We start from the raw sequence: 24,846 nt of genomic DNA, 5'->3' as shown, positions 1-24,846 counted from the left end.
GAATTCCTCCAGGAACGGATCAGGCGCCCGCGGTGCGGTAGCGGCGGAGACTCACCAGGGAGCAGAGGGCCAGGAGCAGGACCAGACAGACCGCGGCCACCACCCCGGGGTGGTCGGCGGGGAAGGTGCCGCCGGCCGTCGCGGGGTTGCCCCACAGCCGGCGGCAGCAGGCGATCACGGCGCTGACCGGGTTCCACTCGGCGACCGGCCGGATCAACGACGGGATGTTCTGCGGGGCCAGGAACGCGTTCGACAGGAACGGCAGCACGATCACCACGAACGGCGTGATCACGCTGATCGTCTCCACGTTGCGCAGGGTCAGCGCGAACAGCACACCCAGCCAGAGCATCACGTAGACGAAGGCCGCGATCAGCGCGAAGCCCGCCAGCACCGACAGCGGCCCGGTGTGCGGGCGCCAGCCGAGCAGCAGCCCGGCGCCGGTGACGATGGTCAGGCCCAGCAGCCCGACCAGCAGATCGGCCAGGGTGTGTCCGAAGAGCACCGCGGACCGGCTGATCGGCAGCGAGCGGAACCGGTCGGTCATCCCGCCCTGGAGGTCCAGCGCCACCGAGACCGCTGTCGGCCCCACACAGGCGAGGGCGACCTGGACCGCGCCGCCGGCGAAGACGTACTCCCCGTACGAGCCGCCGGCCGGCAGGTTGATGGAGTCCCGGAACAGGTAGCCGAGCATCACCATGCTCACCAGCGGGCTGAGCGCCACGCCCAGCACCCGGGCGGGTGCCCGCCGCAGGTGCCGCAGTCGGCGCCCGGTCACCGCGGCGACCTCCGTGAGGAGCGCCGCCGCGGGAGCGGGACGAGGTGCCACCACCGTCGTCATGACCGCCCGCCCTCGTGCTCGGCGTGCCAGCGGTCCAGCTCGGCGGTGATGGCCGGGCCGATCTCGTTCAGCGGTCCGCGGCTCATCATCTCGTCGTGGGTGCAGGCGATGTGGTGCACGTCCATCGGCCCGTCGAAGACCGGCTGCCACAGGGCGACCTTGTTCGTCCGCTCGCCGTCGGAGAGCGGCGACTCGGAGACGAAGAGCTGCATCTTCCCGTCGTAACCGCGGGGCGCATAGAGGGACTTGAGGGTCTGGTGATGGGCCATCAGGTCCACCATCCGCGCCATCCGGCGCTCCCCCATCTCCGCCAGCGGGCTGTTGTCGCGGCGCAGGGTCTCGAAGATGTCCTGGACGGTCAGGTCCCGGTCGCCGAACTCCGAGCGGTGGTGGCCGATGCCCTCCAACAGCCAGGCGAACAGCGACTGTTCCTCCCGGTCGTCGGGCACCCCGGTGCGGGGGTAGGCGTCCAGGACGGAGAGCACCCCGACCTGCTCGCCGGCGGCCCGCAGCTGCACCGCCATCTCGTACGCGATGGTGCCGCCGAACGACCAGCCCAGCAGGTGGTACGGGCCCTCCGGCCGCAGCTTCCTGATCATCTGGAGGTAGTCGGTGGCGATCTCCTCGATCGACCCGGGCAGCGGTGCGAAGTCCACCACGCAGGGGGCCTGGATGCCGTAGATCGGGTGCTCGGCCCCGAGGTGCTGGGCGAGCGGCAGGTACGGCAGGCTGAAGCCGACACCGCTGTGGATGCAGAAGACCGGCGGCCGGCTCCCGGTCGGCTTGATGCACAGCATCGCGCTGAACGGATCGGACAGGTCCAACTCCGCGGAGGCGCCGAGCGCCCCGGCCATCAAATCCGCACCGCTGCGCGCCTCCGCCTCCGGCCCGGCCCCGGCGGCCTGCTCGGTCCGCGCGGCCTGCGCGGTCGCCGCGGGCTCCGCCGGTTCGGCGGCGAGCGGACCGGGACGGCAGGCGTCGGCGAGCGCCGCCACGCTCTGGTGCACGAAGACGTCCGCGATGGTGATCTCCAGCCCGGCGTTCCGCGCCCCGCTGACCAGTCGCAGCGACTTCATGCTGTCCATGCCGACGTCGAAGAAGTTCTGCTCGACGCCGAACCGGGACAGCCCCAGCACCTCGGCGACGATGCCGTGCAACGCCGTCTCGGTCGCATCGCGCGGCGCGGTCCCGGCCACCTGACTCGCGGCCTCCGGCGCGGGCAGCGCGGCGCGGTCCACCCGCCCGTCGGCGGCCAGCGGGAGGGCGTCGAGCGCCACGAACACGGACGGCACCATGTAGGCGGCGAGCGCCGACCCGGCGGCCTTGGCGAGCGCCGCGGGGTCGATCACGGCCCCTTCGGCGGGCACCACGTAGGCCACCAGCCGGACGTCGCCCGGACGGTCCTCGCGGGCCACGACCACCGCCCGGTCCACCGCGGCCTCCCGCGCCAGCACGGAGGCGATCTCACCGAGACCGACCCGGTAGCCGCGGATGCGCACCTGGTCGTCCGACCGGCCCACGTACCGCAGCGTGCCGTCCGCGTCCCACTTCACCAGGTCGCCGGTGCGGAACATCCGGGACCCGGCCGGGCCGTAGGGGCAGGCGACGAAGCGCTCGGCGGTCGCCGCCGGGTCACCGGCGTAGCCGCGGGCCAGGCCCGCGCCGGCGAGGTAGAGCTCACCGGCCACGCCGGGCCCGACCGGCCCCAGCCAGGGATCGAGCACATACGCCCGGACGTTGTCGATCGGGCGGCCCAGCGGCAGGGTCCCGGTGCCGGTCTCCCGGCCGGGCTCGACGGTCCCGGCGACGGCGCCGACCGTGGCCTCCGTCGGGCCGAACTCGGTCAGCACCCGCGCCTGGGGGTGGGCCTTGCGCCACCCGGCCAGCTGCTCGGCCTCCACCGGCTCGTCGGCGAGGACCAGTTCGCCGGTCGGCGAGCAGCCGTCGGGCAGCACGTCGAGCAGCGCCAGGTGGCTCGGGGTGCCCTTGAAGAACGCGGCGCCGGCGCCCGCCACGGCGTCGCCCTCGGCCAGTTCGCCGAGCCGCACCGTGCCGCCGGTGAGCAGCGGCAGGAACAGCCCGGTCACCGAGACGTCGAAGGACAGCGGGGTGGTCAGCAGCGCGTCGTCGGCCGGGGAGCGGTAGGCGTCCCGGGCCCAGGCGAGGTAGTTGACCACCGCCCGGTGCTCGACGACCGTGCCGCGGGGGTGCCCGCCCGCACCGGCGGTGTAGATCACATACGCCGGGTGCCCGGGGAGCAGCGGGGCGAGCCGGTCCGCGTCGGTCAGCGACGCGGTCGGCGTGCCCGTCACCGCGGGCCCGTCGAGCACGACCGGTGGCGTTCCGGCGGCCAGCATCCGCCGGGCGAGACCGGCGGTGGTGACCACCCGCAGCGGTGCGGCCCCGGCGAACATCCGCTTGATCCGCTCGACCGGCTCGTCGGGCTCGACCGGCAGGTAGGCCGCACCGGACTTGAGCACGCCGAGCATCGCCACGACCGCCTCGGGCGACCGGGGCAGGGCGATCGCCACGGTGGTCTCCGGGCCGGCGCCGGCCTCGACCAGATGGCGGGCCAGCTGGTTCGACCGGGCGTCCAGCTCCGCGTAGCTGAGGGAGCCGGACGCGGCGTGCACGGCGGTGGCGTCCGGGGTGGCCGCCGCCCGTGCGGCGAACAGCTCCGGCACGGTGGCCTCCGGCACCTCCCGCGCGGTGGCGTTCCATGCGGTCAGCACCTGGTCGCGCGCGTCCTCGCCCAGGACGTCCAGCCGGCTGAGCCGGACGTCCGGGTCGGCGACCACCGCGCTCAGCAGCCGGGTGAAGGCCGCCACGATGCGCTCGGCGGTGGCCCGGGTGAACAGGTCGGTGCTGTAGCCGAGCAGACCGCGCATGGAGCCGTCCTCGGGCCACTCCAGCAGCTGGAGGGAGAGGTCGACCTTGATCCGGCCGGACTCCACGAACTCGGGGCGCACCGTCAGTCCGGGCAGGACCAGCGGTGCGTCCTCGTTGTTCTGGAGCGTCAGCATGACCTGGAACAGCGGGTGCCGGGAGAGCGAGCGGGCCGGGTTGAGCGCGTCGACGATCCTCTCGAACGGCACGTCCTGGTGGGAGTACGCGGCCAGGTCGGCCTCCCGGACCCGGGACAGCAGCTCGCTGAACGTCGGGTCGCCGGCGGTGTCGGTGCGCAGCACCAGCGAGTTGACGAAGAAGCCGACCAGGTCGGCCAGTGCGTCGTCGGTGCGCCCGGCGACCGAGGTGCCCAGCGGGACGTCGGTACCGGCGCCGAGCCGGGTGAGCAGGGCGGCGAACGCGGCCTGGAGCACCATGAACTCGGTGGCGCCGGCCCGGCGGGCGATGGCCACCAGCGTGCCGTAGAGGTCGGCGTCGAGGGTGAACAGCACCTCGCCGCCGGAGTTCCCGCTCACCGCCGGCCGCGGGAAGTCGGCCGGCAGGGCCAGCTCGTCGGGCAGCCCGGTCAGCGCCTCCTTCCAGTACGCCAGCTGCCGGGAGACATGGCTGTCGGGGTCGTCCGCGGAGCCGAGCAGCTCCCGCTCCCAGACCGCGTAGTCCGCGTACTGCACCGGGAGCGGCGCCCAGTCGGGTGCCCGGCCGGCGCAGCGGGCCCGGTAGGCGGTGGACAGGTCGCCCAGCAGCGGCGCCATCGACCAGCCGTCGAAGGCGATGTGGTGGAAGACCAGCAGCAGGACGTGTTCGTCCTTGCCGAGGGTGAACAGCCGTACCCGCAGCGGCGGTTCGGCCGTCAGGTCGAAGCCGAGGTCGTACTCGGCGGCGAGGGCGGCGGCCAGGCCGTCCGCGGACAGCGAGCGGACCTTCAGCGCCGGGCCTGCGGTGGCCGCGTCCAGCACCCGTAGCGAGGGCCGTCCGTCGGTCTCCGGGATCACGGTGCGCAGCACCTCGTGCCGGCCCGCGACGTCGCGCAGCGCCGCCTGGAGGGCGTCGGCGTTCAGCCGCCCGGTGAGCCGGAAGGTCATCGGCGAGTTGTAGGTGCCGGTGGACCTGCCCTCGCGGCGGTTGAGGAACCACAGCCGCTGCTGGGCGAAGGACAGCGGCCGGTGCCGGTCGCCGTCCTCGCGGGGTGCCGGGACCAGCGGCGGGCGGGCGGCCGCGGCGGACTCCAGCTGACCGGCCAGCGCGGCCACCGTCCGGGCCTCGAACAGCGCCCGGATGGGCAGTTCGACGCCGAGCGCCGCCCGGGCCCGGCTGACCAGCCGGGTCGCCAGCAGCGAGTGCCCGCCGATGTCGAAGAAGTCCTCGTCGATGCCGACCCGGTCCAGGCCGAGCACATCGGCGAACAGACCGCAGAGGATCTCCTCGGCGGGGTTGCGCGGCTCCCGGCCCTGGAGCGCGGTGTGCAGCTCCGGCGCGGGCAGCGCCTTGCGGTCCAGCTTGCCCTGCGGCGTCAGCGGCAGCTCGGGGAGCACCACCACCGCGGAGGGGACCATGTAGTCGGGCAGCGCCCCGGCGAGCTGCTCGCGCAGCCCGTCGGCCACCGCGTCCTCGTCGTCGAGCACCACGTACGCCACCAGCCGCCGGTCGCCGCCCTCGTCCTCCCGGACGGTCACCACGGCCTGGTTCACGCCCTCCTGGGCGAGCAACGCCGAGGAGATCTCGCCGAGTTCGATGCGGAAGCCGCGCAGCTGGACCTGGTCGTCGGCGCGTCCGACGTAGTCGAGTTCGCCGTTCGCGAGCCACCGCACCAGGTCGCCGGTGCGGTACATCCGCCCGCCCGGAGCGCCGTACGGGTCGGCCACGAACCGCTGGGCGGTGAGCCCGGGACGGTCCAGGTAGCCGCGGGCGAGACCGCCGGCCACGTACAGCTCCCCGACCACGCCCACCGCGGCGGGCGCCAGGTCGCGGTCCAGCACGTAGACGCGGTGTGCGGAGGTCGGGCGGCCGATGGGCGGCCGGCCGCCCCCGGCCAGCGGCCCGCTGACCGTCGAGCTGACCACGGCCTCGGTCGGGCCGTACCCGTTGTACAGCCGCACCCGGGACGCCCAGCGTTCGACGGTCTCGGCGGGCACCGCCTCACCGGCGACGGCCAGCCGCAGGTCGGCGGGGAGCGTGCTGCCCTCGGGCAGGCCGTTGACCACCACCGGCGGCAGACCGGCCAGGTTGACCCGGGCGCGGTGGATGAGGTCGACCAGCGGCCGGCCCGGCGTGCGGCACTCCTCGTCGGCGATCACCAGCGTGCCGCCGTTGAGCAGCGCCAGCATCAACTCCCAGACGGAGGCGTCGAAGCTGAACGAGGCGAACTGGAGCACCCGGGTGTCGCGGTCCAGCCCGAAGCGCTCCACCAGGCTCGCGACCATCGCCAGCATCCCGGCGTGCTCCACCACGACGCCCTTGGGCCGCCCGGTGGATCCGGAGGTGTAGATGACGTAGGCGGGGTGGCGGGCGGCGAGCGGGGCGCGGCGTTCGGCGTCGGTGACGTCGTGGCCGGGGTACCAGTCCAGTGCGGCGACGGTGCCGGCCGCGTCCACCGCGACGGCGTCGGTCCCGGTGGCCGGCAGCCGCTCCAGGACCTCCTCGGTGGTCAGCAGGGCCACCGGACGGGCGTCGTCCAGCATGTACCCGATCCGGTCCGCGGGGTACGCGGAGTCGACCGGCAGGTAGGCCGCGCCGGCCTTGAGGACCGCGAGCGCGGCCACCACCATCGTGGTGGACCGCGGCAGCGCGACCGCGACCACCTGCTCGGGGCCGACCCCGCGGTCGATCAGCAGCCGGGCCAGGCGGTTGGCGCGGGCGTTGAGGTCCCCGTAGGCGAGTTCCTCGCCGCCGTCGCCGTGGACGACCGCGGTGGCCTCGGGCGTGCGTGCCGCGTGCTCCTCGAAGAGCTCGGTGGCCGGGCGCCGCGCGTCCGGTGCCGGGGTGCCGGCCCAGGCGTCGAGCAGCTGCCGGCGCTCGTCGTCGCCGAGGGCGTCCACCGTGCCCAGCCGTGCGCCGGGCGCGGCGACCAGCGCCTCCAGGACGTGGACGAAGCGTCCGACGATCGTCTCGATCTGCGGGGCGTCGAAGACGTCGGAGCGGTACTGCGCCTCCAGGCGCAGCCGGTCGCCGGGGAACACCCCGAGCGCCAGCGGGTATTCGGCGATCACCCGGGCCTTCCAGGCCAGCATGGACAGGCCGGGGATGCGCTCGCCGAGGCCGTCCAGCACCCCGGTCGGGTAGTTGTGGAAGCTCACCACGGTGTCGAAGAGCTCACCGATCCCGGCGCCCTGCTGCACCTCGGCCAGCCCCAGGTGCTGGTGCGGTTCGAGGGCGAGCTGGCGCGACTGGAGCTCGACCAGCATCTCTTCGAGGGTGGTCTCCGGGGCGAGGGGCACCCGCACCGGCAGGGTGTGCATGAACGAGCCGACCATCTGCTCCACGCCCGCCAGCTCGGCGGGGCGTCCGGAGACCACCGCGCCGAAGGTGACGTCCCGGCGGCCGGTCAGCCGGCCCAGGGCCACCGCCCAGGCGCCCTGCGCCACGGTGTTCATGGTCAGTCCGCGGGCGTGCGCCCACGAGGTCAGCGCGGCCGTCAGCTCCTCGGGCAGCTCGGCGGTCCAGGTCTCCGGCAGCGTCTCGACCCGGGCCCGGTCGGCGGGGCCGAGCCGGGTGGGCTCGTCCACCCCGGCCAGCTCCTGCTGCCAGGCCTCCCGTGCGGCCTCCTTGTCCTGTTCCGCGGACCACTCCAGGTAGCCGCGGACGGAGGCGACCGGCGGCAGCGCGGAGGGGTCCGCGCCGTTGGCCCACAGGGTGACCAGCTCGTGTGCCAGCACGGCCGACAGGGACCAGCCGTCGACGAGGATGTGGTGGGCGGTCCACACCACCCGGTAGCGGTCCGGGGCCAGCTCGTAGACCGTGAACCGGGTCAGCGGCGGCTCGGCGACGTCGAAGCGGCGCAGCCACTCCTGGTCGGTCAGCCGGACCACCTCGGCCTCCCGCTCGTCCGCCGGCACGCCGGTCAGGTCGACCTCGTACCAGGGCAGTTCGACGGAGTCGGGGATCAGCTGGACCGGGTCGCCGGCGTCCCGGTCGCGGAAGCAGGCCCGCAGGGCGTCGTTGCGCTCCAGCAGCGCGGCCACCGCCCGGCGCAGTGCGCCCTTGTCCAGCGGCCCGGCGATGTCCATGAGGACCTGGAGGGTGTACGCGTCCATCCCGTGCCGGTCGAACTCGGCCTGGAACAGCAGGCCGCGCTGGAGCGGGGAGAGCGGCAGGACGTCGGTGAGCCCCTCGACCTCGCGCTCGTAGCCCTCGATCTCGCTCTGGTCGACGGTGACCAGCGGGAATTCCGACGGGGTGCGGCCGCCGGCGCCGGGCTGCCGGGCGTGCTCGGCCAGCTGCCCCAGGGCGTGGAACCACCCCTCGGCGAGCTCGCGGACGTCGTCCTGCGCCAGCAGCCCACCGGCGAACGTCCAGGTGGCCGAGAGGACCGGGCCCTCGGGGTGGTCCTCGGTGACCGAGACGACCTCGACCGGGTAGCGCAGCGGGGTGTCCGGGTGCGCGGTCTGGCCGGAGGCGCCGGCCTCCATCTGCCAGGCCTCCCCGGTGCCGGCGGTGAACCGGCCCAGGTAGTTGAAGCCGATCTGCGGTACGGCGTGCCGGGCCAGCACCCGGGCGGACTGCGGGTTCAGGTGCCGCAGCAGGCCGTAGCCGATGCCGTGGCCGGGGACGGCGCGCAGCTGCTCCTTGATGCGCTTGAGCGCGGTGCCGCAGCCGGGGCCGGCGTCCCGCACCTCCTTCCAGTCCACTGCGCCGAGGTCCAGGCCGACCGGGAAGACGCTGGTGAACCAGCCGACGGTGCGGGAGAGGTCGAGCTCGCCGGCGACCGGCTCGCGACCGTGCCCCTCCAGCTCGATCAGCGTCCGGTCGGCGGACACCCCGCGCCTGCGGCGCCAGTCGGCGACCGCCAGCGCCAGGCCGGTCAGCAGGACCTCGTTCACCTCGGCGTGGAAGGCCGCCGGGACGGTGGTGAGCAGCGCGGCGGTCTGCTCGGCGGACAGCTCGATCCGCACCTCCCCGGCGGTGGCGCAGGTGTCCTGGGCCGGGTCCAGGGGGCGCGTGCCCAGCAGCGGGTCGTCCCCCGCCGACTGCTCGGTCCACCAGCCCAGTTCGGCGACCCGCTGGGCGGTACGGGCCTGCTCCGACAGCGCCTTGGCCCAGCCGCGGTAGGACGTGGCGACGGGGTCGAGCCGCACCGTGCGGCCCGCGGCGGCCTCGCTCCACGCGGCCTGGAGGTCGGGCAGCAGGATGCGCCAGGACACGCCGTCCACGGCCAGGTGGTGGACGACCAGCAGCAGCCGTCCCGGCCGGTCGGGGCCGGCGTCGAGGAGGACGGCCTGCAACACCAGCCCGTCCATGGGGCGCAGCCGGGCCCGTGCGGCGGCCAGTTGGGCCGGCAGCGGGTCCTGGTCGGCTCCGGAGACGTCGACCCGGGTGACGGTGTCCACGGCGCGCACGGCGCCGACCGGCAGCGCTTCGAGGGACCACAGCCCGGGGGCCGGGGCCACCAGCCGCAGCCGCAGGGCGTCGTGGGTGTCCAGCAGGGCCTGCACGGCCGTGGTGAGCCGTTCGGGGTCGGTCCCGGCGGGCACCGCGACGGTGACGTACTGGCTGAACTCCCGTGCGGCATCGGGCAGTTCGGCGAGTTCCTCGCGGAGCTGGTCGACGATCGGGGTCAGCTCGATCTCGCCGACGCCGTCCTGTGCGGCCTCCTGGGGCCGCTCCTCGACCGGCCGGGCCGCCGCCGCGATGGCGGCGGGGGTGCGGTGCAGGAAGACGTCCCGGGAGGTGATGACCAGACCGGCCTTACGGGCCCGGCTGACCACCTGGATGGAGCTGATGCTGTCGCCGCCCAGGGCGAAGAAGCTGTCGTCCGGGCCGACCGAGGGCAGCCCGAGCACCTGGGCCAGGACCTGTCCGATGACCTCCTCCGCCCGGCTGCGCGGCGCCGCGACATCGGGGGTCGGCGCGGCCGCCGCGGCCGCCGGGGCCGCGAACTCGGGCGTGGGCAGGGCCTTGCGGTCCACCTTGCCGTGCGCCGTCAGCGGCAGCCGGTCCAGGGCCGTCAGGGCCGCCGGGACCATGTAGCCGGGCAGCACCTGCGCCAGCCCGTCGCGGACCGCTGCGGTCCCGGGCGCGTCCTGCTCGGGCACGAAGTAGCCGATCAGCCGCTTGTGGCCGGCCTGGTCGGCGCCCGCGACGACCACCGCGTCCGAGACGCCGGGCAGGGCCCGCAGCGCGGTCTCGATCTCGCCCAGCTCGATCCGGTGGCCGCGGATCTTGACCTGGTGGTCGCGGCGCTCGATGAAGTCCAGCTGCCCGTCGGCGCGCAGCACCACCCGGTCGCCGGTCCGGTACATCCGCGCCCCGCCGCCCACGAACGGGTCGGGCACGAAGGTGGTGGCGGTGCGGCGCGGGTCGGCGAGGTAGCCGCGGCCCACACCGGCGCCGCCGATGAAGAGCTCGCCGGGCACGCCCTGCGGCACCGGCCGCAGTTCGTCGCCCAGCACGTACAGCAGGGTGTTGCGCAGCGGCCGGCCGATCGGGACGAACACCCCGTCCAGCACGTCGCCGTTGCGGACGTAGGCGTGCGTGACGTCGTCCGAGCACTCGGTCGGCCCGTACATGTTGACCAGCGGGATCGCCGGGTAGCGGGCGAACCAGCGGTCGCACAGCTCGGGGGCGAGCGCCTCGCCGTTGGAGATCATCCAGCGCAGGCCGGGCAGCCCCGGGGCGTGGCCGGTGGTGTCCCAGGCGTCGAGGGTGGCGCGCAGCAGGGACGGGACCACCTCCAGCACGGTCAGGCCCTCGTCGCCGATGACACCGAACAGCGCGTCCGGATCGGCCGCGGTCTCCCGGCTCACCACCCGGATCCGACCGCCGACCAGCAGGGTGGTCAGGGTCTGCCACACCGTGATGTCGAAGGTCACCGGCGCGTTGTGCACCAGGCTGTCCGCCCGGGTGAGGGAGAGCTCCTCGACCTTGGCCAGCAGGTGGTTGATCATGCCGCCGCGCTGCACCATCGCGCCCTTGGGCTTGCCCGTGGACCCGGAGGTGAAGATCACGTACGCCAGGTCCTTCGGCCCGCCGACGACCGGGGCCAGCGCGTCCGGTGCGTCCTCGGCGTCGTCCAGGACCAGCAGATCGAGCGCCCGGTCGGCCTCGGCGGTCAGCCGCTCGGCCAGCTCGCGGTTGGCCGCGTCGGCCACCAGGCAGGTCGCCCCGCTGTCGGCCAGCAGCGCGGTCAGCCGGGCGTGCGGCGAGCGCGCGTCGAGCGGCAGGAAGGCCCGCCCGGCACCCAGCACGCCCAGCTCGGTGACGACGAAGTCCCGCCCGGGCTCGGCCAGTACGGCCACCAGTCCGCTTCCGCCGAGCCGCCGGGAGAGCGCGCTGGCGCGGCCGGTCAGCCGGGCGTAGGTCAGGCTGCCGGCGTCGTCGGTCACCGCGACGGCGGTGGGCCGCTCGGTCGCCCGGGCCCGCACCCGCTCCACGACGCCGAGGTACGGCTCGGGCCGCTCCGGACCGGTCAGCACCCGCGCGAGCCGCTCGTCCTCGCCGGGCGCCAGCAGCTCCAGCGCGCCCAGCCGGTCGTCGGCGCCGGCGGTCACGAAGCGGTCGAGGTAGCCGATGAACCGCGCCAGGTGGCCACGGACCTCGTCCCGGTCGTAGCGGCTCTCGTTGGCGCTGAGGTCGACGCCGACGCCGGCCGCGCCCTTGTCGGCGACGGTGAACTCCAGGTCGTCGACGAGCCCGGTCGACGGGCTGTACAGGACCGCCTCGCAGGGCCCGATGGCCAGCTTCTCGATCTGCGGCATCATGTTGAGGAACGGCCCGAACGGGCGCCGGTCGTCGCTGCCCAGCCGCATCGCCCGCCGCACCTTGCTGACCCGGTAGCGCTGGTGCTTGAGGGCCCCGGTGATCTCCTTGTACGCGGCGGCCAGCAGCTCGCCCCGGGTGGTGCCGGGGCCGATCCGCAGGCGCAGCGGCAGGTAGTTGACGACCATGCCGGGGATGTTCTGCATGGTGCCGCCGACCCGCGCGGTGACCGGCAGCGACAGCAGCGCGTCCGCGGCCCCGGTCATCCGCTGGGTGTACGCGCCGAGCGCGGCGACCAGCACGGTCTGCCAGGTCACCCGGGCGTCCCAGGCCACCGCCCGCAGCCGCTCGGCGAGCTCCTCGGTGAGGACGGTCTCCTCGCGCAGGAACGACTGGGCCGGTTCGGCGTCCCGGCGGGCCAGGGTGACCAGTTCGGGCGCGTCCGCGAAGTGCTCCTCCCAGTAGGCCCGGTCCCGCTCGTAGCGGGGGGAGTCGCCGTACGCCGCCTCGGCCTCGATCAGCGCGGTCAGCGGCGCGAACCGGCCCTCGTCCAGGGAGCTGCCGGCGGTCATCGCCTCGTAGATGGCGGAGAGCCGCTGCCAGTAGATGACGTAGCTGAAGCCGTCCGAGACCAGGTGGTGGTTGAGGAGGCAGAAGAAGGTCCGGTCCTCGGCGAGGGTGAACACCAGCAGCCGGAACAGGGGCGCGTCACCGCCCACCGTGAACGGCACCCGCAGGTCGGCCCGGATGGCCTCCCGGGCCGCAGCCACCGGGTCGGCGGCGGCGGAGACATCGGTCACGGTCAGCGGCAGGGTGCGGAGCTCCTCGACGACCTGCCGGGGCTCGCCCTCCACCTCGAAGAACCGGGCCCGCAGGCACTCCGACTCCTCGGCGAGCCGGGCCAGCGCGGCCGCGAAGCGCTCCTGGTCCAACGGGCCCTTGATGTCCCAGTAGATCGCGGTGTTGTACGTGGCACCGCCGCCGGTGAGCTTTTCGTCGAACCAGATGTCCTTCTGGCCAGCGGTGAGCGGCAAGCCGGCCGTCGGCACACGCGTCATTGCAATCCCCTCGGAAAGGTTCATCAGGTCCATGCCGTCCGTCCGGCCGTCACCACGCGATCGCCCGCTCGACGTCCCAGGCATGGGGCCACGCACACGTACTGCCCCTCGCTGGCTGTCCAGGGCGGCAAGGGGCAGCGTCGTGTCCGATGGTGTCCAAGTGCGCTGAAAGTGCGCTGACAGCGCACTGACCGAGAACTGACGGTCCTCGGCACCGGGCCGGGTCAGCCGCAGCCCCCGGCGTGACCGTCGTCGGTCCCGCGGCCGATGCCGACCGCGCCGGCGGTGGCGGCGGGCAGCGCCTGGGCCGTCGGCGCCGTGCCGCGCAGGTGCGTCACGAAGGCGTCCAGGCGGTCCAGTCCCCAGTACCGGTTGAAGCCCTGCACGAAGAACGGCACCCCGAAGACCCCGTCCTTGCAGACGTCCATCAGCACGTCCACGCCCCGGGCACGCAGCTCGGGGTCCTCCTTGGCGCGGGAGACCGCCTCAGGATCGAGGCCCAGTTCGCGGCCGACGTCGGCGATCGTCTCCGGATCGCAGATGTTGCGGCCCTCGCCGAACCTGGCCCGGTAGACCGCGGCGATGTAGTCGTGCCCCCGGCCCGCCCGGTCCGCCACCAGGTAGCCCAGGTGCGGCACCTCCCATACCGGGTCCTTGTCCACCGGCCAATTCACCGTGATCCCGCGGGACTTGGTGATCCGCCCGATGTCCTGGAGCACGTACATGTTCTTCGCCCGGGACATCTCCGAGTACGGGAAGGTGCCGCCGCGCTCCTGGAGCATCCGCGCGCTGACCTCGTCCGGCTCGAAGAACGGCAGCCACTCCAACCGCTCCACCACGTCCGGATGATGCGTCGTCAGATCATGGTAGGCGAGCCAGGAGTACGGGCTGCGCAGCGAGAAGTAGCACCGCGGCGTCTTGTTCTTGGGCATGCAGCTCCCCCATCCGATTCTGGGTACACGAAGGGGCGGGCCCGCCAGGACCCGCCCCGCGGGGCGCTCAGACGACCAGACCGCCGTCGACGCCGAAGACCTGTCCGGTGATGTACGCGGCCCGGTCGGAGACCAGGAACGACACCAGGTCGGCCACTTCCTGGGGGCGACCGAAGCGGCCGAGCGGTATCCGCTCGGTCATCTTCCGGGTGTGCTCCTCGGCGAGCCCGGAGAGCATGTCGGTGTCGATGAAGCCCGGCGCGACGGCGTTGACCCGCACGCCGTAGCGGCCGGACTCCTTGGCCAGCGCCTTGGTGAAGCCGATGATCCCGGCCTTGGACGCCGAGTAGTTGGTCTGCGTCGCGTTGCCGTACACCCCCGCGACCGAGGACATCGTGACGACGGTCCCGGCCCGGCGCTTCATCATCGAGAACACCGCGGCCTTGCACAGGTGGTACGTGCCGTCCAGGTTGGTGCGCAGCACCGCGTCCCAGTCGGCCTCGGGCAGCATCACCAGCGGGTTGTCGCGCACGATGCCGGCGCAGGACACCACCGCGTGCAGCGGGCCGAGCGCCTTCTCGGCGGCCAGGACGAACTCCCGCACCGCGCCCGGGTCGGCGACGTCGGTGCGGTCGGTGAACACCGCCGCGCCCTCCTTCTCGGCCTCCTCCGCCACGGTCCGCGCGGCGTCCTCGTCGGACCGGTAGCAGAACGCGACGTCGAAGCCGTCCCGCGCGAGCTGGGTGACCACATGCCGCCCGATGCCCCGGGAGCCCCCGGTCACCAGCGCGACCCTACGGGCGGTTGTCTGCACGCTCACTTCTCCTCGTTCGTGGGGGCGGCGAGCAGCGCACAGCCGGCCGTCCCGTCCCGGTCGACCGCCGTGACCAGCGCCAGGGCGGGTGCGGCCGCCGCGTCCTCGGCGACGTCCTCGAACACCGTGAGCACCGCGGCGAGTTGCAGGCTCCCGGCCGCCGCCGAGGCGTCGCCCAGCAGCGCCCGGCTGCCCAGCCACCGGGGCCGGGCCGCGCCCAGCGCGTCACCGACCGCGGCCTCCTCGACACCGGCGAGCACCCCGCCGGTCTCCACCGGAGCCACCAGTCGGACGTCCTCGGCGGCCGCGCCGGCCTGCTTCAGCGCGTCGCGAACGCACTCGGCCAACGCCGCCCGAGCCCCGCCCGGTTCGTCGAAGGCCCGGAACCGCGTGGTCAGCAGCCGGGCCCCGATCGGCCGGCCGGCGGCCCGCGCGTCCTTTGCGGTCTCCAACAGGAAGACCGCGCCGCCCTCACCGAGCGGCGACGCCTGATCGTCACCGTCCCGGCCGTGCCACTCCAGCCAGGCCCGTTGCACGGAGTACTCCTCCGCCGCCCCGCACAGCACCCGCGCACAGTGCCCGCCGCGGTGCAGCCGGGCGGCGTAGCTCAGCGCGGTCAGACCGGTCAGCCGGCCGCCGGCGATGGTGGTGTTCGGGCCCTTGATGCCGTGCCAGATCGCGCTCTGCCCGGCGGCCCGGTTCATCACCGTGTTCGGGAAGCGGGCCGGGTCCACGTGGTACGGGCGCTCCCCCACCAGCGAGTCCCGGGTGAAGTCCATGATGCTCTGCACGCTGCCCGAACCGGTGCCCAGGACCAGCCCGATCTCCTCGGGCCGGGCGGTCAGTTCCGGCCCGCCCTCGGTCAGCAGCCGGCCGACCGCGGTCACCGCGATGGCGGTGACCCGGTCCATGGTGCGGGTGCCCTTCCGGCCGACGTACTCGGCGGCGCTGAACCCCGGCACCAGCGCACCCCGCGCGAACGGACCGGGGTGGGCCTCCCGGTCCAGCTCGGCGACGGCGCTGCGCCCGGCTCGTATCCCCGCGCGGAAGGGATCGCTCCCCACTCCGAACGGGGTCACCGCCGACCAGGTGGAGAAGACCAGTGCGGACATCAGGCAGCCTCCCGGTGCCGTCCCAGGATGAGCACGGCGTTGTTGCCCGCGAAGGCGAGCGCGTTGTTCTGCACCACCGAGAGCTCGGCCGGCCGCGCCTGGTTGGGCACACAGTCGACACCGCAGTCCGGGTCGGTCTCCCGGTGGTTGATCGTCGGCGGGATGAAGCCCTCGGCGATGGCCAGCGCACAGGCGGCCGAACCCAGGGCGCTGGCCGCGCCCATGCTGTGCCCGACCATCGACTTGATCGAGACGGTCGGCGGCGGCGCGTCGAAGACCTGCCGGATGGCCCCGGCCTCGGTCACGTCGTTCGCCTTGGTACCGGTGCCGTGCGCGGAGATGAAGTCGACGTCCCCCGCGGCGATCCCGGCGTTGCGGTGCGCCAGCGCCATGCACCGCGCGAGGCTGTCCTGGTCCGGGGCGACGGGATGGTGGGCGTCGCAGTTCAGCCCGTAACCCAGCACCTCGGCGTAGATCCGCGCCCCGCGCGCTCGCGCGGACTCCAGGCTCTCCATCATCAGGATGCCCGCGCCCTCACCCGTGAGGATGCCCTTGCGGTCCCGGTCGAAGGGCTGGCACACCTCCGGTGCGATGGTGCCCAGCCGGTAGAAGCCGGCGAAGGTCTTGCGGCACACCGCGTCCGCCCCGCCGCACAGCGCCACGTCGACGTCGCCGGCCCGGATCGCGTCGTACCCGCTGCCGATCGCGTAGTTGCCGGCCGCGCAGGCGGTCGGGATGGTCAGCGCCTCGACGTCGACCAGCCCGAGTTCGCGGACGATGCTGGAGGACAGCCGGCTGGCGTGCGCCCGGCGTACGACCTGCCGGGACAGCTGCTCCGGGCCCCGGTCGAGCTGCTCACCGGCCAGCACGTCCAGGTCGCGGGACTCCGCGTCCGTGGTGCCGACCGAGACCATCGCCCGTCGGCCGCGCAGCTCGGCGAGGTCGATCCCGGCGTCGGCGACCGCCATGTTGGCCGCCGCCACGGAGAACTGCGTGGCCCGGCCCAGTTCGTCCGGCTCGATGGTGTGGATCCACTCCGCCGGGTCGAAGTCGGTCACCTCGCACCCGTAGGAGTGCGCGAAACCGGTGGTGTCGAACGCCGTGATGGGCTTGGCCCCACTGCGACCGGCCCGCAGACCGGCCAGGAACTCCCCGACGCCGAGGCCGATGCTGGTGACCAGGCCGAGTCCGGTGATCACCACCTGCCGCGGCCGCTGATCGTTGTCGTACACCCTGTACTCCAGTCCCTGACGCCCGGCCCCGGGCGGCCCCGAGGCGGGCAGCGCCGGCTACTTGGCGGCCACGGCCTCGTCGACGACCGCGACCACGGCGTCGAGGTTGACCATCCGGGCCAGCACGCTCTGGTCGAGGTCGATCCCGAACGCGCGCTCAAGGGAGGAGAGGATCTCGATGGCTCCCATGGAGTCGGCCTCGTGGTCCTCCTTGAACCGACTGGTGTCGGTCATGTCGGTGGGCTCGATCTCCAGGATGTCGCAGATGATGTCCTTGATCTGGACACGCCGTTCGGCGCTGGTGGCTGCTGTAGTCATGCGCACGATGCTGGAGCAACGGCCTGACAGCTGGCTGACCGCGAACTGACGTAGGACGCCGCCGACTTCAGCCCCTACCGGCCTCAACTCGAAGGGGGCCGGACGATTGTCCGGCCCCCTTCGAGTTCGTGGCTCATGTCCACAGCAGCGCCGAGGTGGTCAGCCGATGGGGTTGACGAAGGTGGCCGGGTGGGTGGCGCTGCGCTGGTCGACGAGCGTGCCCCAGGGCCACTCGATGGTGATCGCCTTGGTCTCGTTGGGCGGGGTGATGTCCGCGTAGGCGGGCTGGTAGAAGCCCTTGTCCTCCTTGGTCAGGGCGACGTTGATCGTGAAGTCGGTGCTGTCCCCGGGCCCCAGGGTGATCGAGCCGTGCTTCGCCGACGAGCGGACCAGCGACCAGCGCTCACCGCCGTTCACGGACTTGAGGTCCACGCCCGGGAAGCCGCCGATCACACAGGCACGGCTGCCCTTGTTGGTCAGCACGACGCTGGTGGTCGTCGAGCCGCCCGCGTTCGGGTCCGGGGCCGCATCGCCACCCATGGCGAACGCCGCCTTCAGGCCGGAGGTGTGGCAGCGCTCGACGCCCGAGCCCGCCTTGCCGGCGCCGGCGGCCTGCCCGCCGCCCGACTGCTTGCCCGACTGCTTGCCCGCAGCGCCCGCCTTGGCGTCGGCCTTGGTGTCAGCCTTGGCACCGGAGTCCGCCTGGCCGTCGGAGCCCTGCGCTCCGGCGGAGGAGCCCGCGCCGCTGGACCCGGGGGCGGCCGAGCCCGTGTCCGACTGGCCCGCGGCCTTCGTGCCGGTGGCGTCCGAGCCGGAGCAGGCGGTCAGGGTGAGGCCGGCGACCGCGGTCAGGGCCGCGACGGCAACGCGCAGGGTGCGGCGACGAGCGGTGCGGGCAGTGGTGCTGGAGCGCATTTCGGGATCCCCCGTGGCAGTCGGTGTCGTGCTTTCCTCGGTACGTCACCCACTCTGGTCGGGGCCACTAGCGGGCGGCTGCCGCTCCACTAACGTCCGGCTAACACCCTCGCCGTCCGGATCGGGCAGCCGCGCTCCCCGACTGTGCGCCACGCGCAACACGGCCACCAGGGCCTGCGTCGCCGCCCGCAACGCGAGCCGCAGCGCGTGCTCCCCGGCCCTACCGTCGTCCAGCACGGCCTGGGCACCCTCGACCACATCGGCGCCGTCGCACAGCTGCTCCGCCTCGATCTCGTCGGCGATCCGGGACATCCTGCTCCAACTCCCGTCCGCGGACAGGTAGCAGGGCTTCCCACTGTCGCTCTCCCACGGCAACAGCCGCAGCCCGGACCCGGGCGCAGGGGTGGCCTTCCGCTCACCGCTCATCACGCAACCACCTCCACATCGCGCATCCGCCGCAGCCGCTCCCGCTCCTGCTCCCGTTCCTGCCTCTCGTACACGACCAGGTACGGGCGCACGAGGGCGGAGTCCTCGCCCCGCAGAGGCTCCGAGTGGCGCGGGGGCACCCAGCGGGGTGGTGGTGCCGCCACCATCGGCTCGTCGGCGATCCGATGCCGTCCCGTCGCGGGCAGTAACAGGCGTAGCAGCGGCTCGAAGAGCCGGACAGCGTGGTGCACGTTGTCGATCTCCACTCTGGGTTGATGGCCACGCCCCCGGACGCCTGCCAACGTCGCGGGGGTCTTGCCATGCCAAAACAGGCCGTAATCGGCCGAAGAGCCGCTTACTCTGGGTGTGTTCATCGTTGCTCAGCGAGAGGACCGGTCACAACGCTGAGCGCGTGACATTTGCCAACTGTCACGAAGGGGGCGCCGTGAACCGACGCAACGCCATGGGCGGAACGGCAGCCACCACGGCCGCCGTGTTCGGCGAAGTGCTGAAGCATCACCGGGAGGCGGCAGGCCTCACCCAGGAAGCCTTGGCCCGCAAGGTCCCGTGCGACCGCTCGCACGTGGCGCGGGTGGAGGCGGGCACCCGCGTACCGCAGGACACCTTCGCCAAGGCGTGTGACGAACTGCTCGGTACGGACGGGGTGTTACTACGGCTGTGGCTGCGGATCGACTGGTATCCGGAGGTGCAGCATCCGGACTGGTTCGAGCGCCGGGCGAATATGGACGCGGAGCTCGTTACCCTGCGTGAGTACCAGATCCGTGTCATGCCGGGCTTGTTGCAGACAGAGGACTACGTCACAGCGCTGTTCTCGCGTCGCGACACGAGCCCGATGGAAGTCGAGGAACGCGTCAGTGCGCGGCTGAGCCGGCAGCAACGCTTCCTCACTGACGGCGGCCCGCTGTACCTCGTCATTCTGGATGAGAGCTGCCTACGTAACGTGGTGGGAAGCGCGGCTGTCATGCGCGACCAGTGTGCGTACTTACTGGTCGTGGGCCAACGCCCCAACATCCGCATCCAAGTGGCCCCAGCTGACAACCCGCAGCTCGAACGCCCGGCGACTTCCATGTCGTTGATCAAGCTTCCTGACGGGCACGAATGGGTCTACTCGGAGTCCCTGGACCGTGGCCATTTCAACGACGATCCAGCCGCCTACGAGCGTCACAGTCAGACCTATGATGTGCTCAGGGCGGACACCCTGTCAGCTCCGGAATCTGCCGCTCTGATCGCCGAGGTGATGGAAGGTTACGGGCATGATGGTCAGCCACGAGTTCAGCTCCGCGATATGGGCCAAGAGCAGCTACAGCGAAGCGAATGGCGGCAACTGCATCGAGGTAGCGCTCAACTGGAAGAAGACCAGCTACAGCGGCGACAACGGCGGAGACTGCATCGAAGTAGCCCCCGGTATCCCCGACATCGTCCCCGTCCGTGACAGCAAGAACCCCCACGGCCCCACCCTCGCCTTCCCCACCGCCACCTGGTCCTCCTTCCTCAGCGCGATCAAGAACGGGGACTTCCCCACCTAATCAGCGAGGCATGAAGGGTGTGGATGGGCACCATGAGCAGCCACGAGTTCAGCTCTGCGATATGGATCAAGAGCAGCTACAGCGGCGCAAACGGCGGCAACTGCATCGAGGTAGCGCTCAACTGGAAGAAGAGCAGCTACAGCGACCGCGACGGCGGCGACTGCATCGAAGTAGCCCCCGGTATCCCCGACATCGTCCCCGTCCGTGACAGCAAGAACCCCCACGGCCCCACCCTCGCCTTCCCCGCCACCACCTGGTCCGCCTTCGTCACTGCCGTCAAGGACGACGACCTGCGCGCCTAAACGCGCAGACCAGCGTCGCCTCAGGCCCTGCTCGGCAGCAGCCGCGACGGCCCCGACAGGAACTTCGCCACCTCGCGGAACTCCTCGGGATGGCCGGTCATCCAGGACCAGTAGCGCGGGATGGTGCGCGCGTACTCGCAGTAGTAGCGGCGCACGCTCTCGACCAGTTTCCACAGCGTCGGCCGGCCGATCGACTCGCTGCGCCACACCAGCACCAACTCACAGGTGTGGGCGTCGGCGATGGGCACCAGGCGGATGTCCTTCGTGGCGCCGGTCGGGGTGGTCAGCGCGGCCACCCCGGCGTCCCGGACCCAGCTCATCGCCTCGTGGTGGCCGCGCACCCGGTGCACCGACGCGGGCCGGCCGTCGACGAGATCCGCGAACGCCGCCTCCTCGACGTCGTGGAACCAGTGGCCGCGCGCGTAGCGCACCCAGTCGAGGGAGTGCACCTGTGCGGCGGCCACCGGCTCCTGGCCGGACAGGTGGTGGCCCGGCGGCAGCGCGAGCCACACCGGCTCCCGGACCACCACGGCCGTACTGAGCGGCACCTTTCCGGCCTCCGCGGCCGGGCGGGCCTTCACGTTGGGCACCAGCGCCAGGGTGAGCAGGCCCTCGCTGACCGCGTCCATGGCGTCGACCGGGTCCACCGTCTCGGTCTGCACGTCGGCGGCCGGCAGCGAGGCGGCGATCGCGTCCCGCAGGGTGGGTGGTGTCCACTCCACGTTGCCGATGCGAACGGTGTTGGTGCTCTGTGCGGCCACCTCGGCGAGGAAGGCGTCCCCGCGCCGGGCGAGGTCGACGAGCATCGGAATCAGCCGCTCGCCGAGCGGCGTCGGCACCACTCCGGCGTGCGACCGGACGAAGATGTCTCCGCCTAATTCCCTCTCGATACGCCGTAGTTGGGCAGAAAGGGCAGGCTGCGGAAGGTTGAGCTGTGCAGCTGCCTTGGATATACTCCGTGCGGTCGCGATTGCTGCCACGAGTCGGGCGTGCCGTAACTCGACGTGCATTGCAGGCCGGCCCCCCTGGCTCCCCCTGGACACGCCCTTGAGGGTGTGTCACACATCGGGGCGCACGCCAGACTGCCCTCTACGCCCCGTGCGTCGCATCTTAATCCGTGGCCTCAAGGCGCGTCCACGCTCAATTCCCGCCGCAGGGTCAGCCGGTGAGCGCGAGGGACCGGCGGGGGCGACCGAGGATGTCGTCCTGCTTGAGGATCGCCTCATAGATCTCGTGCAACGAGCGTCCGGGCTCCAGCCCCAGGTCGTCCGCGAGGCGCCGGCGTGCTCCGTGGAAGACCTCCAGCGCCTCGGTCTGTCTGCCGTCGCGGTAGAGCGCCAGCATCAGCAGTTCGCTGAGGCGTTCCCGTCCGGGATGCTCGGCGGCGAGGTGACGCAGCTCCGGGACGGACACCCGCTCCACGCCGACCGCCAACTTCGCGGTGATCAGGTCCTCGTAGGCGGTGAGCCGGCGCTCGTCCAGCTGCGCGGCCTCGGTCCGGCAGCGGAAGCCTTCGCAGACGTCCAGCAGGGCCGGCCCCCGCCACATGCCCAGCGCCTGCTCCAGCACCTCGGCGGCCAGCCGGGCATCCTGGCCGACCAGAGCGGCGCCACGATCGGCCAGGGTCAGGAAGCGCTGGGCGTCGACCGACTCGGTGGGGACGTCCAGGAGATAGCCGCCGCCGACCGTACGGACGACATCGCCGCCCTGCCGTCCCGTGATGGACGCCAGGAGTTTCCGCAACCGGGTGACGTTCGCCTGGAGGGCGTTCTTCGCATTGGCGATCCGTCCGTCGGACCACAGCTCGTCGACGAGCTGGTCGAACGGGACCGGCTGCCCCGGGGTCAGGGCGAGCAGGGCGAGCACCGAGCTCACCCGCTTCGACGCCACGCCCCACCGCTGCGTTCCCTGAGTCAGTGCAAGTGAACCAAGTATGTGGATTTCCACCGTTCTTACCCCCGTCTTCGTCAGGTCCACATCCTGACCCGCCCGAAACATCCCTGGGAAATACCATCCCGTCGGTTCTCCCATACCTGTGCCGGTATAGCCCACCGACATAGTCGCGCCGAAAAAGGTGCTGGGCCGCTCGGGGGAACGGCCCAGCACCTGGCCTTCCCGGGGGTGGAAGGCCTTTCGCAGAGCTGCCGGGGTCGGCAGCCGTGGTTCAGAAGCGCCCGGTTTCCTGCACCGGACGGAGGTCGGGCGCGGCGGAACCGGACAGGCCGGTCGGCTGCGACTGCGCGCGGCGCATACCGCGGGACGGCCACCAGCTCGCGTTGCCCAGCAGGGTCATGGCCGAGGGCAGGATCATGATGCGCACGATGAAGGCGTCCAGCAGGACCGCCACGGCGAGGACGAAGCCCATCTGCTTCATCTCGACCAGGTTGAGGAAGACGAAGCTGGCGAAGACGGTGACCATGACGATCGCGGCGCTGGTCACCACGCCCGCCGAGCTGCCGATTCCGTCCAGCACGGCCTTGCGGGTGTCCAGACCGCGCAGCGCCGCCTCCCTGATCCGGCTGACCACGAAGACCTGGTAGTCCATCGACAGTCCGAAGAGGATGACGAACAGGAACAGCGGCACCCGGGACCCGATCGCGCCGGTGGAGTGGAAGTCGAGGATGCTCTGCGCCCACTCGCCCTGGAAGACCACGACCAGCAGACCGAACGCGGCGGCCGCCGAGAGCAGGTTGAGCATGATGCCGATCAGGCCGATGACCACGGAGCGGAAGGTCACCACCGTCACCAGGAACGTCACCAGCAGCAGGAAGCCGACGACGAGCGGGAGCTTGGAGTTCTGGTGGTCGAGGTAGTCGGAGTCGCGGGCGATGTCACCGGTGACGTACGCCTCGGCGCCGGGCACCTTGCCGACCGTGGCGGGAAGGAAGTCGTCGCGGATGTGGGCGAGCGAGTCCAGCGCCTGGGACGAGCTGGGCTTGGACGGCACCGAGAGCATCAGGCTGCTGACCCGGCGGTCACCGGAGGTGCTCAGCTTGAAGTACGTGGCGTCCTTGGCGAACATCGGGTCCGCCTGGGCGCGCCGCCGGAGGTCCTCCAGCGCCTTCACCACCTGCGGCGAGCGGTCCGCGTCGGCGCGCACCACGACCTGGTGCTGGACCAGCATCTCGGGGAAGGCGGCGGTCAGCCGGTCGTAGGTCTGCACCGCGGGGATCTTGCGGGAGAAGGTGTCCTTGCCCAGCACGCTCAGCTTCAGGCCGAGCGCGGGCGACGCCAGGCCCAGCATGATGAGCACCGAGATCAGCAGGGTGATCGCCGGGCGCTGGGTCGCGGGGCGCAGCATGGCGTTCCACACCTTGCTGGTCCCGGCGTGGTCCCGGTTCCGCTTGCCCTCGGCCGCGCGGCGGGCGCTGCGGCGCTCGGCGCGGGCACCGAGCTTGGCCAGCAGGGCGGGCAGCACGGTCAGCGAGCTGGCCATGGCGACCAGCACGACGATGATGGTGCCGGTGGCCAGCGAGGAGAAGATGACGTCGGTGGCGAGGTAGAGGGTCGCGGTCGAGACGATCACCGCGAGGCCGGAGACCACGATGGCCCGACCGGCGGTCGCCGCCGCGAGCTCCACGATGGCCTGTGAGCCGAGCTTGCCTCCCGCACGGGCCCGCTCCTCGCGGTCCCGCTTGAGGTAGAAGAGCGAGTAGTCGACGCCGACGGCCATACCGATCAGCAGGATGATGTTGTTGCCGACGCCCGCGTCCGGCAGGACGTGCGAGGCCAGGGCGGACAGGCCCATCGCGGCGGCGATCGAGGAGAGCGCCAGCAGGACCGGGACGCCGGCCGCGATCACCGAGCCGAAGGCGATCATCAGGGTGATGACGGTGACCGGCAGGGTGAGCATCTCGGAGAACGCGAGGTCGTCACCGCGCTGCGCGTCGAGGCCCTTGCTCATCGAGGGGCCGCCGGTCTCCTGGACCCGTACGTCGGGGTGGCTCTTCTGCGCCGCCGCGGTCTGTGCGACCAGCGGGTCGACGTGCTTGCGCGCGGCGAGCTCCTCGCCCTTCATGACCACCTGGACCATGAGGACCTTGCCGTTCTTGGAGAGAACGGGCTTCTCGACCCTGTCCACCTCCGGCAGCTTCTGCATCCGCGCGGTGACGTCGGCGGCGGCCGCCCGGGCCGCGGAGACGTCCAGCGTGCCCGAGGCCGAGTCGATGACGATCTGCTCGACCGGCCGGCGCTGAAGGCCACCCTCGGCGGCCATCGCCTCGGCCTGTCCGGCCTTGCCGACCCGGTAGTCCTCGGTCGTGGCGCTGTGCGTGCCCGCGACGGCGGACGCGGCGAGGCACAGCACGACGAAGAGGAACCACCCGACGATGGCACGCCAGGGGTGAGCCGCGCTCCAGCTCGCCACCCTCACGGTGACCGACTGCTTCTTCACTGACTCCATCCCCTTACTCACGTCGACCCTGGCTTTTACCTGTCAGCCACACATTACAGGTGAATGATGACGCGTCAATCGCTCTCCGAGAACAAACCCGCTGGCATGTACGGCAGTTGGGCGACATCCGGCCACTCGGCC

16 protein-coding genes are annotated in these 24,846 nt (G+C 72.4%); 3 read left to right on the top strand and 13 right to left on the bottom strand.

Annotation, left to right across the window (positions count from 1 at the left end; all coding sequences use genetic code 11):
- Positions 1 to 19: 19 nt before the first annotated feature.
- From AB0C96_RS01085 to AB0C96_RS01040, 10 genes are all read right to left on the bottom strand, one after another.
- On the bottom strand, positions 20 to 838 hold the full coding sequence (locus AB0C96_RS01085; protein WP_362912314.1) for an ABC transporter permease: 819 nt from the start codon (positions 836 to 838) through the stop codon (positions 20 to 22).
- Positions 835 to 12,714, bottom strand: coding sequence for an amino acid adenylation domain-containing protein (locus AB0C96_RS01080; RefSeq protein WP_362912312.1), 11,880 nt, complete (start codon positions 12,712 to 12,714; stop codon positions 835 to 837). The genes AB0C96_RS01085 and AB0C96_RS01080 overlap by 4 nt, the downstream gene beginning before the upstream one ends.
- Before the next feature lie 224 nt (positions 12,715 to 12,938).
- The gene (locus tag AB0C96_RS01075) at positions 12,939 to 13,646 is read right to left on the bottom strand and encodes a 2-hydroxychromene-2-carboxylate isomerase (protein ID WP_362912311.1); all 708 of its coding nucleotides are present in this window, start codon (positions 13,644 to 13,646) and stop codon (positions 12,939 to 12,941) included.
- A 67-nt stretch (positions 13,647 to 13,713) separates the two neighbouring features.
- Positions 13,714 to 14,460, bottom strand: a complete 747-nt coding sequence (gene fabG / locus AB0C96_RS01070; RefSeq protein WP_362912447.1) for a 3-oxoacyl-ACP reductase FabG — start codon at positions 14,458 to 14,460, stop codon at positions 13,714 to 13,716.
- 2 nt (positions 14,461 to 14,462) lie between these two features.
- On the bottom strand, positions 14,463 to 15,572 hold the full coding sequence (locus AB0C96_RS01065) for a beta-ketoacyl synthase N-terminal-like domain-containing protein (RefSeq protein ID WP_362912309.1): 1,110 nt from the start codon (positions 15,570 to 15,572) through the stop codon (positions 14,463 to 14,465).
- Complete coding sequence (locus AB0C96_RS01060) at positions 15,572 to 16,804, bottom strand: beta-ketoacyl-[acyl-carrier-protein] synthase family protein (protein ID WP_362912307.1); 1,233 nt, start codon at positions 16,802 to 16,804, stop codon at positions 15,572 to 15,574. Before AB0C96_RS01060 ends, AB0C96_RS01065 begins: the two co-directional genes overlap by 1 nt.
- A gap of 57 nt (positions 16,805 to 16,861) precedes the next feature.
- Positions 16,862 to 17,122, bottom strand: coding sequence for an acyl carrier protein (locus AB0C96_RS01055; protein WP_362912305.1), 261 nt, complete (start codon positions 17,120 to 17,122; stop codon positions 16,862 to 16,864).
- Positions 17,123 to 17,281: 159 nt separating this feature from the next.
- Positions 17,282 to 18,037 (bottom strand): DUF4232 domain-containing protein, encoded by a 756-nt coding sequence (locus AB0C96_RS01050; protein ID WP_362912303.1) that lies wholly within the window; start codon positions 18,035 to 18,037, stop codon positions 17,282 to 17,284.
- 45 nt (positions 18,038 to 18,082) lie between these two features.
- On the bottom strand, positions 18,083 to 18,463 hold the full coding sequence (locus AB0C96_RS01045; RefSeq protein ID WP_362912301.1) for a hypothetical protein: 381 nt from the start codon (positions 18,461 to 18,463) through the stop codon (positions 18,083 to 18,085).
- Positions 18,463 to 18,729, bottom strand: a complete 267-nt coding sequence (locus tag AB0C96_RS01040; protein WP_362912299.1) for a hypothetical protein — start codon at positions 18,727 to 18,729, stop codon at positions 18,463 to 18,465. Before AB0C96_RS01040 ends, AB0C96_RS01045 begins: the two co-directional genes overlap by 1 nt.
- 179 nt (positions 18,730 to 18,908) lie before the next feature.
- On the opposite strand from AB0C96_RS01040, the gene AB0C96_RS01035 reads away from it, so the two are divergent.
- Genes AB0C96_RS01035 through AB0C96_RS01025 form a run of 3 tightly spaced genes read left to right on the top strand, consistent with a single transcriptional unit; the run spans position 18,909 to position 20,312 of the window.
- Positions 18,909 to 19,916 (top strand): helix-turn-helix transcriptional regulator, encoded by a 1,008-nt coding sequence (locus AB0C96_RS01035; protein WP_362912297.1) that lies wholly within the window; start codon positions 18,909 to 18,911, stop codon positions 19,914 to 19,916.
- Positions 19,873 to 20,010: a DUF397 domain-containing protein gene (locus AB0C96_RS01030; RefSeq protein WP_362912446.1), complete on the top strand. Its 138-nt coding sequence runs from the start codon at positions 19,873 to 19,875 to the stop codon at positions 20,008 to 20,010. Before AB0C96_RS01035 ends, AB0C96_RS01030 begins: the two co-directional genes overlap by 44 nt.
- Positions 20,011 to 20,042: 32 nt before the next feature.
- The gene (locus AB0C96_RS01025; RefSeq protein ID WP_362912295.1) at positions 20,043 to 20,312 is read left to right on the top strand and encodes a DUF397 domain-containing protein; all 270 of its coding nucleotides are present in this window, start codon (positions 20,043 to 20,045) and stop codon (positions 20,310 to 20,312) included.
- 20 nt (positions 20,313 to 20,332) lie between these two features.
- Here AB0C96_RS01025 and AB0C96_RS01020 read toward each other — a convergent pair whose 3' ends face one another.
- The 3 genes from AB0C96_RS01020 to AB0C96_RS01010 form a co-directional block, all read right to left on the bottom strand.
- Entirely contained in the window at positions 20,333 to 21,322 is a 990-nt protein-coding gene (locus AB0C96_RS01020; RefSeq protein WP_362912293.1) for a LysR family transcriptional regulator, read from the bottom strand.
- Positions 21,323 to 21,470: 148 nt separating this feature from the next.
- Entirely contained in the window at positions 21,471 to 22,202 is a 732-nt protein-coding gene (locus AB0C96_RS01015; RefSeq protein WP_362912291.1) for an AfsR/SARP family transcriptional regulator, read from the bottom strand.
- A gap of 274 nt (positions 22,203 to 22,476) precedes the next feature.
- Entirely contained in the window at positions 22,477 to 24,705 is a 2,229-nt protein-coding gene (locus AB0C96_RS01010; RefSeq protein WP_362912289.1) for an MMPL family transporter, read from the bottom strand.
- Positions 24,706 to 24,846: the final 141 nt, after the last annotated feature.

The organism is Streptomyces sp. NPDC048506 (assembly GCF_040651315.1).
GTDB lineage: Bacteria > Actinomycetota > Actinomycetes > Streptomycetales > Streptomycetaceae > Streptomyces.
Note: the sequence above shows the minus strand (reverse complement) of the source record. Positions and strands in the feature narration are given on the sequence as shown.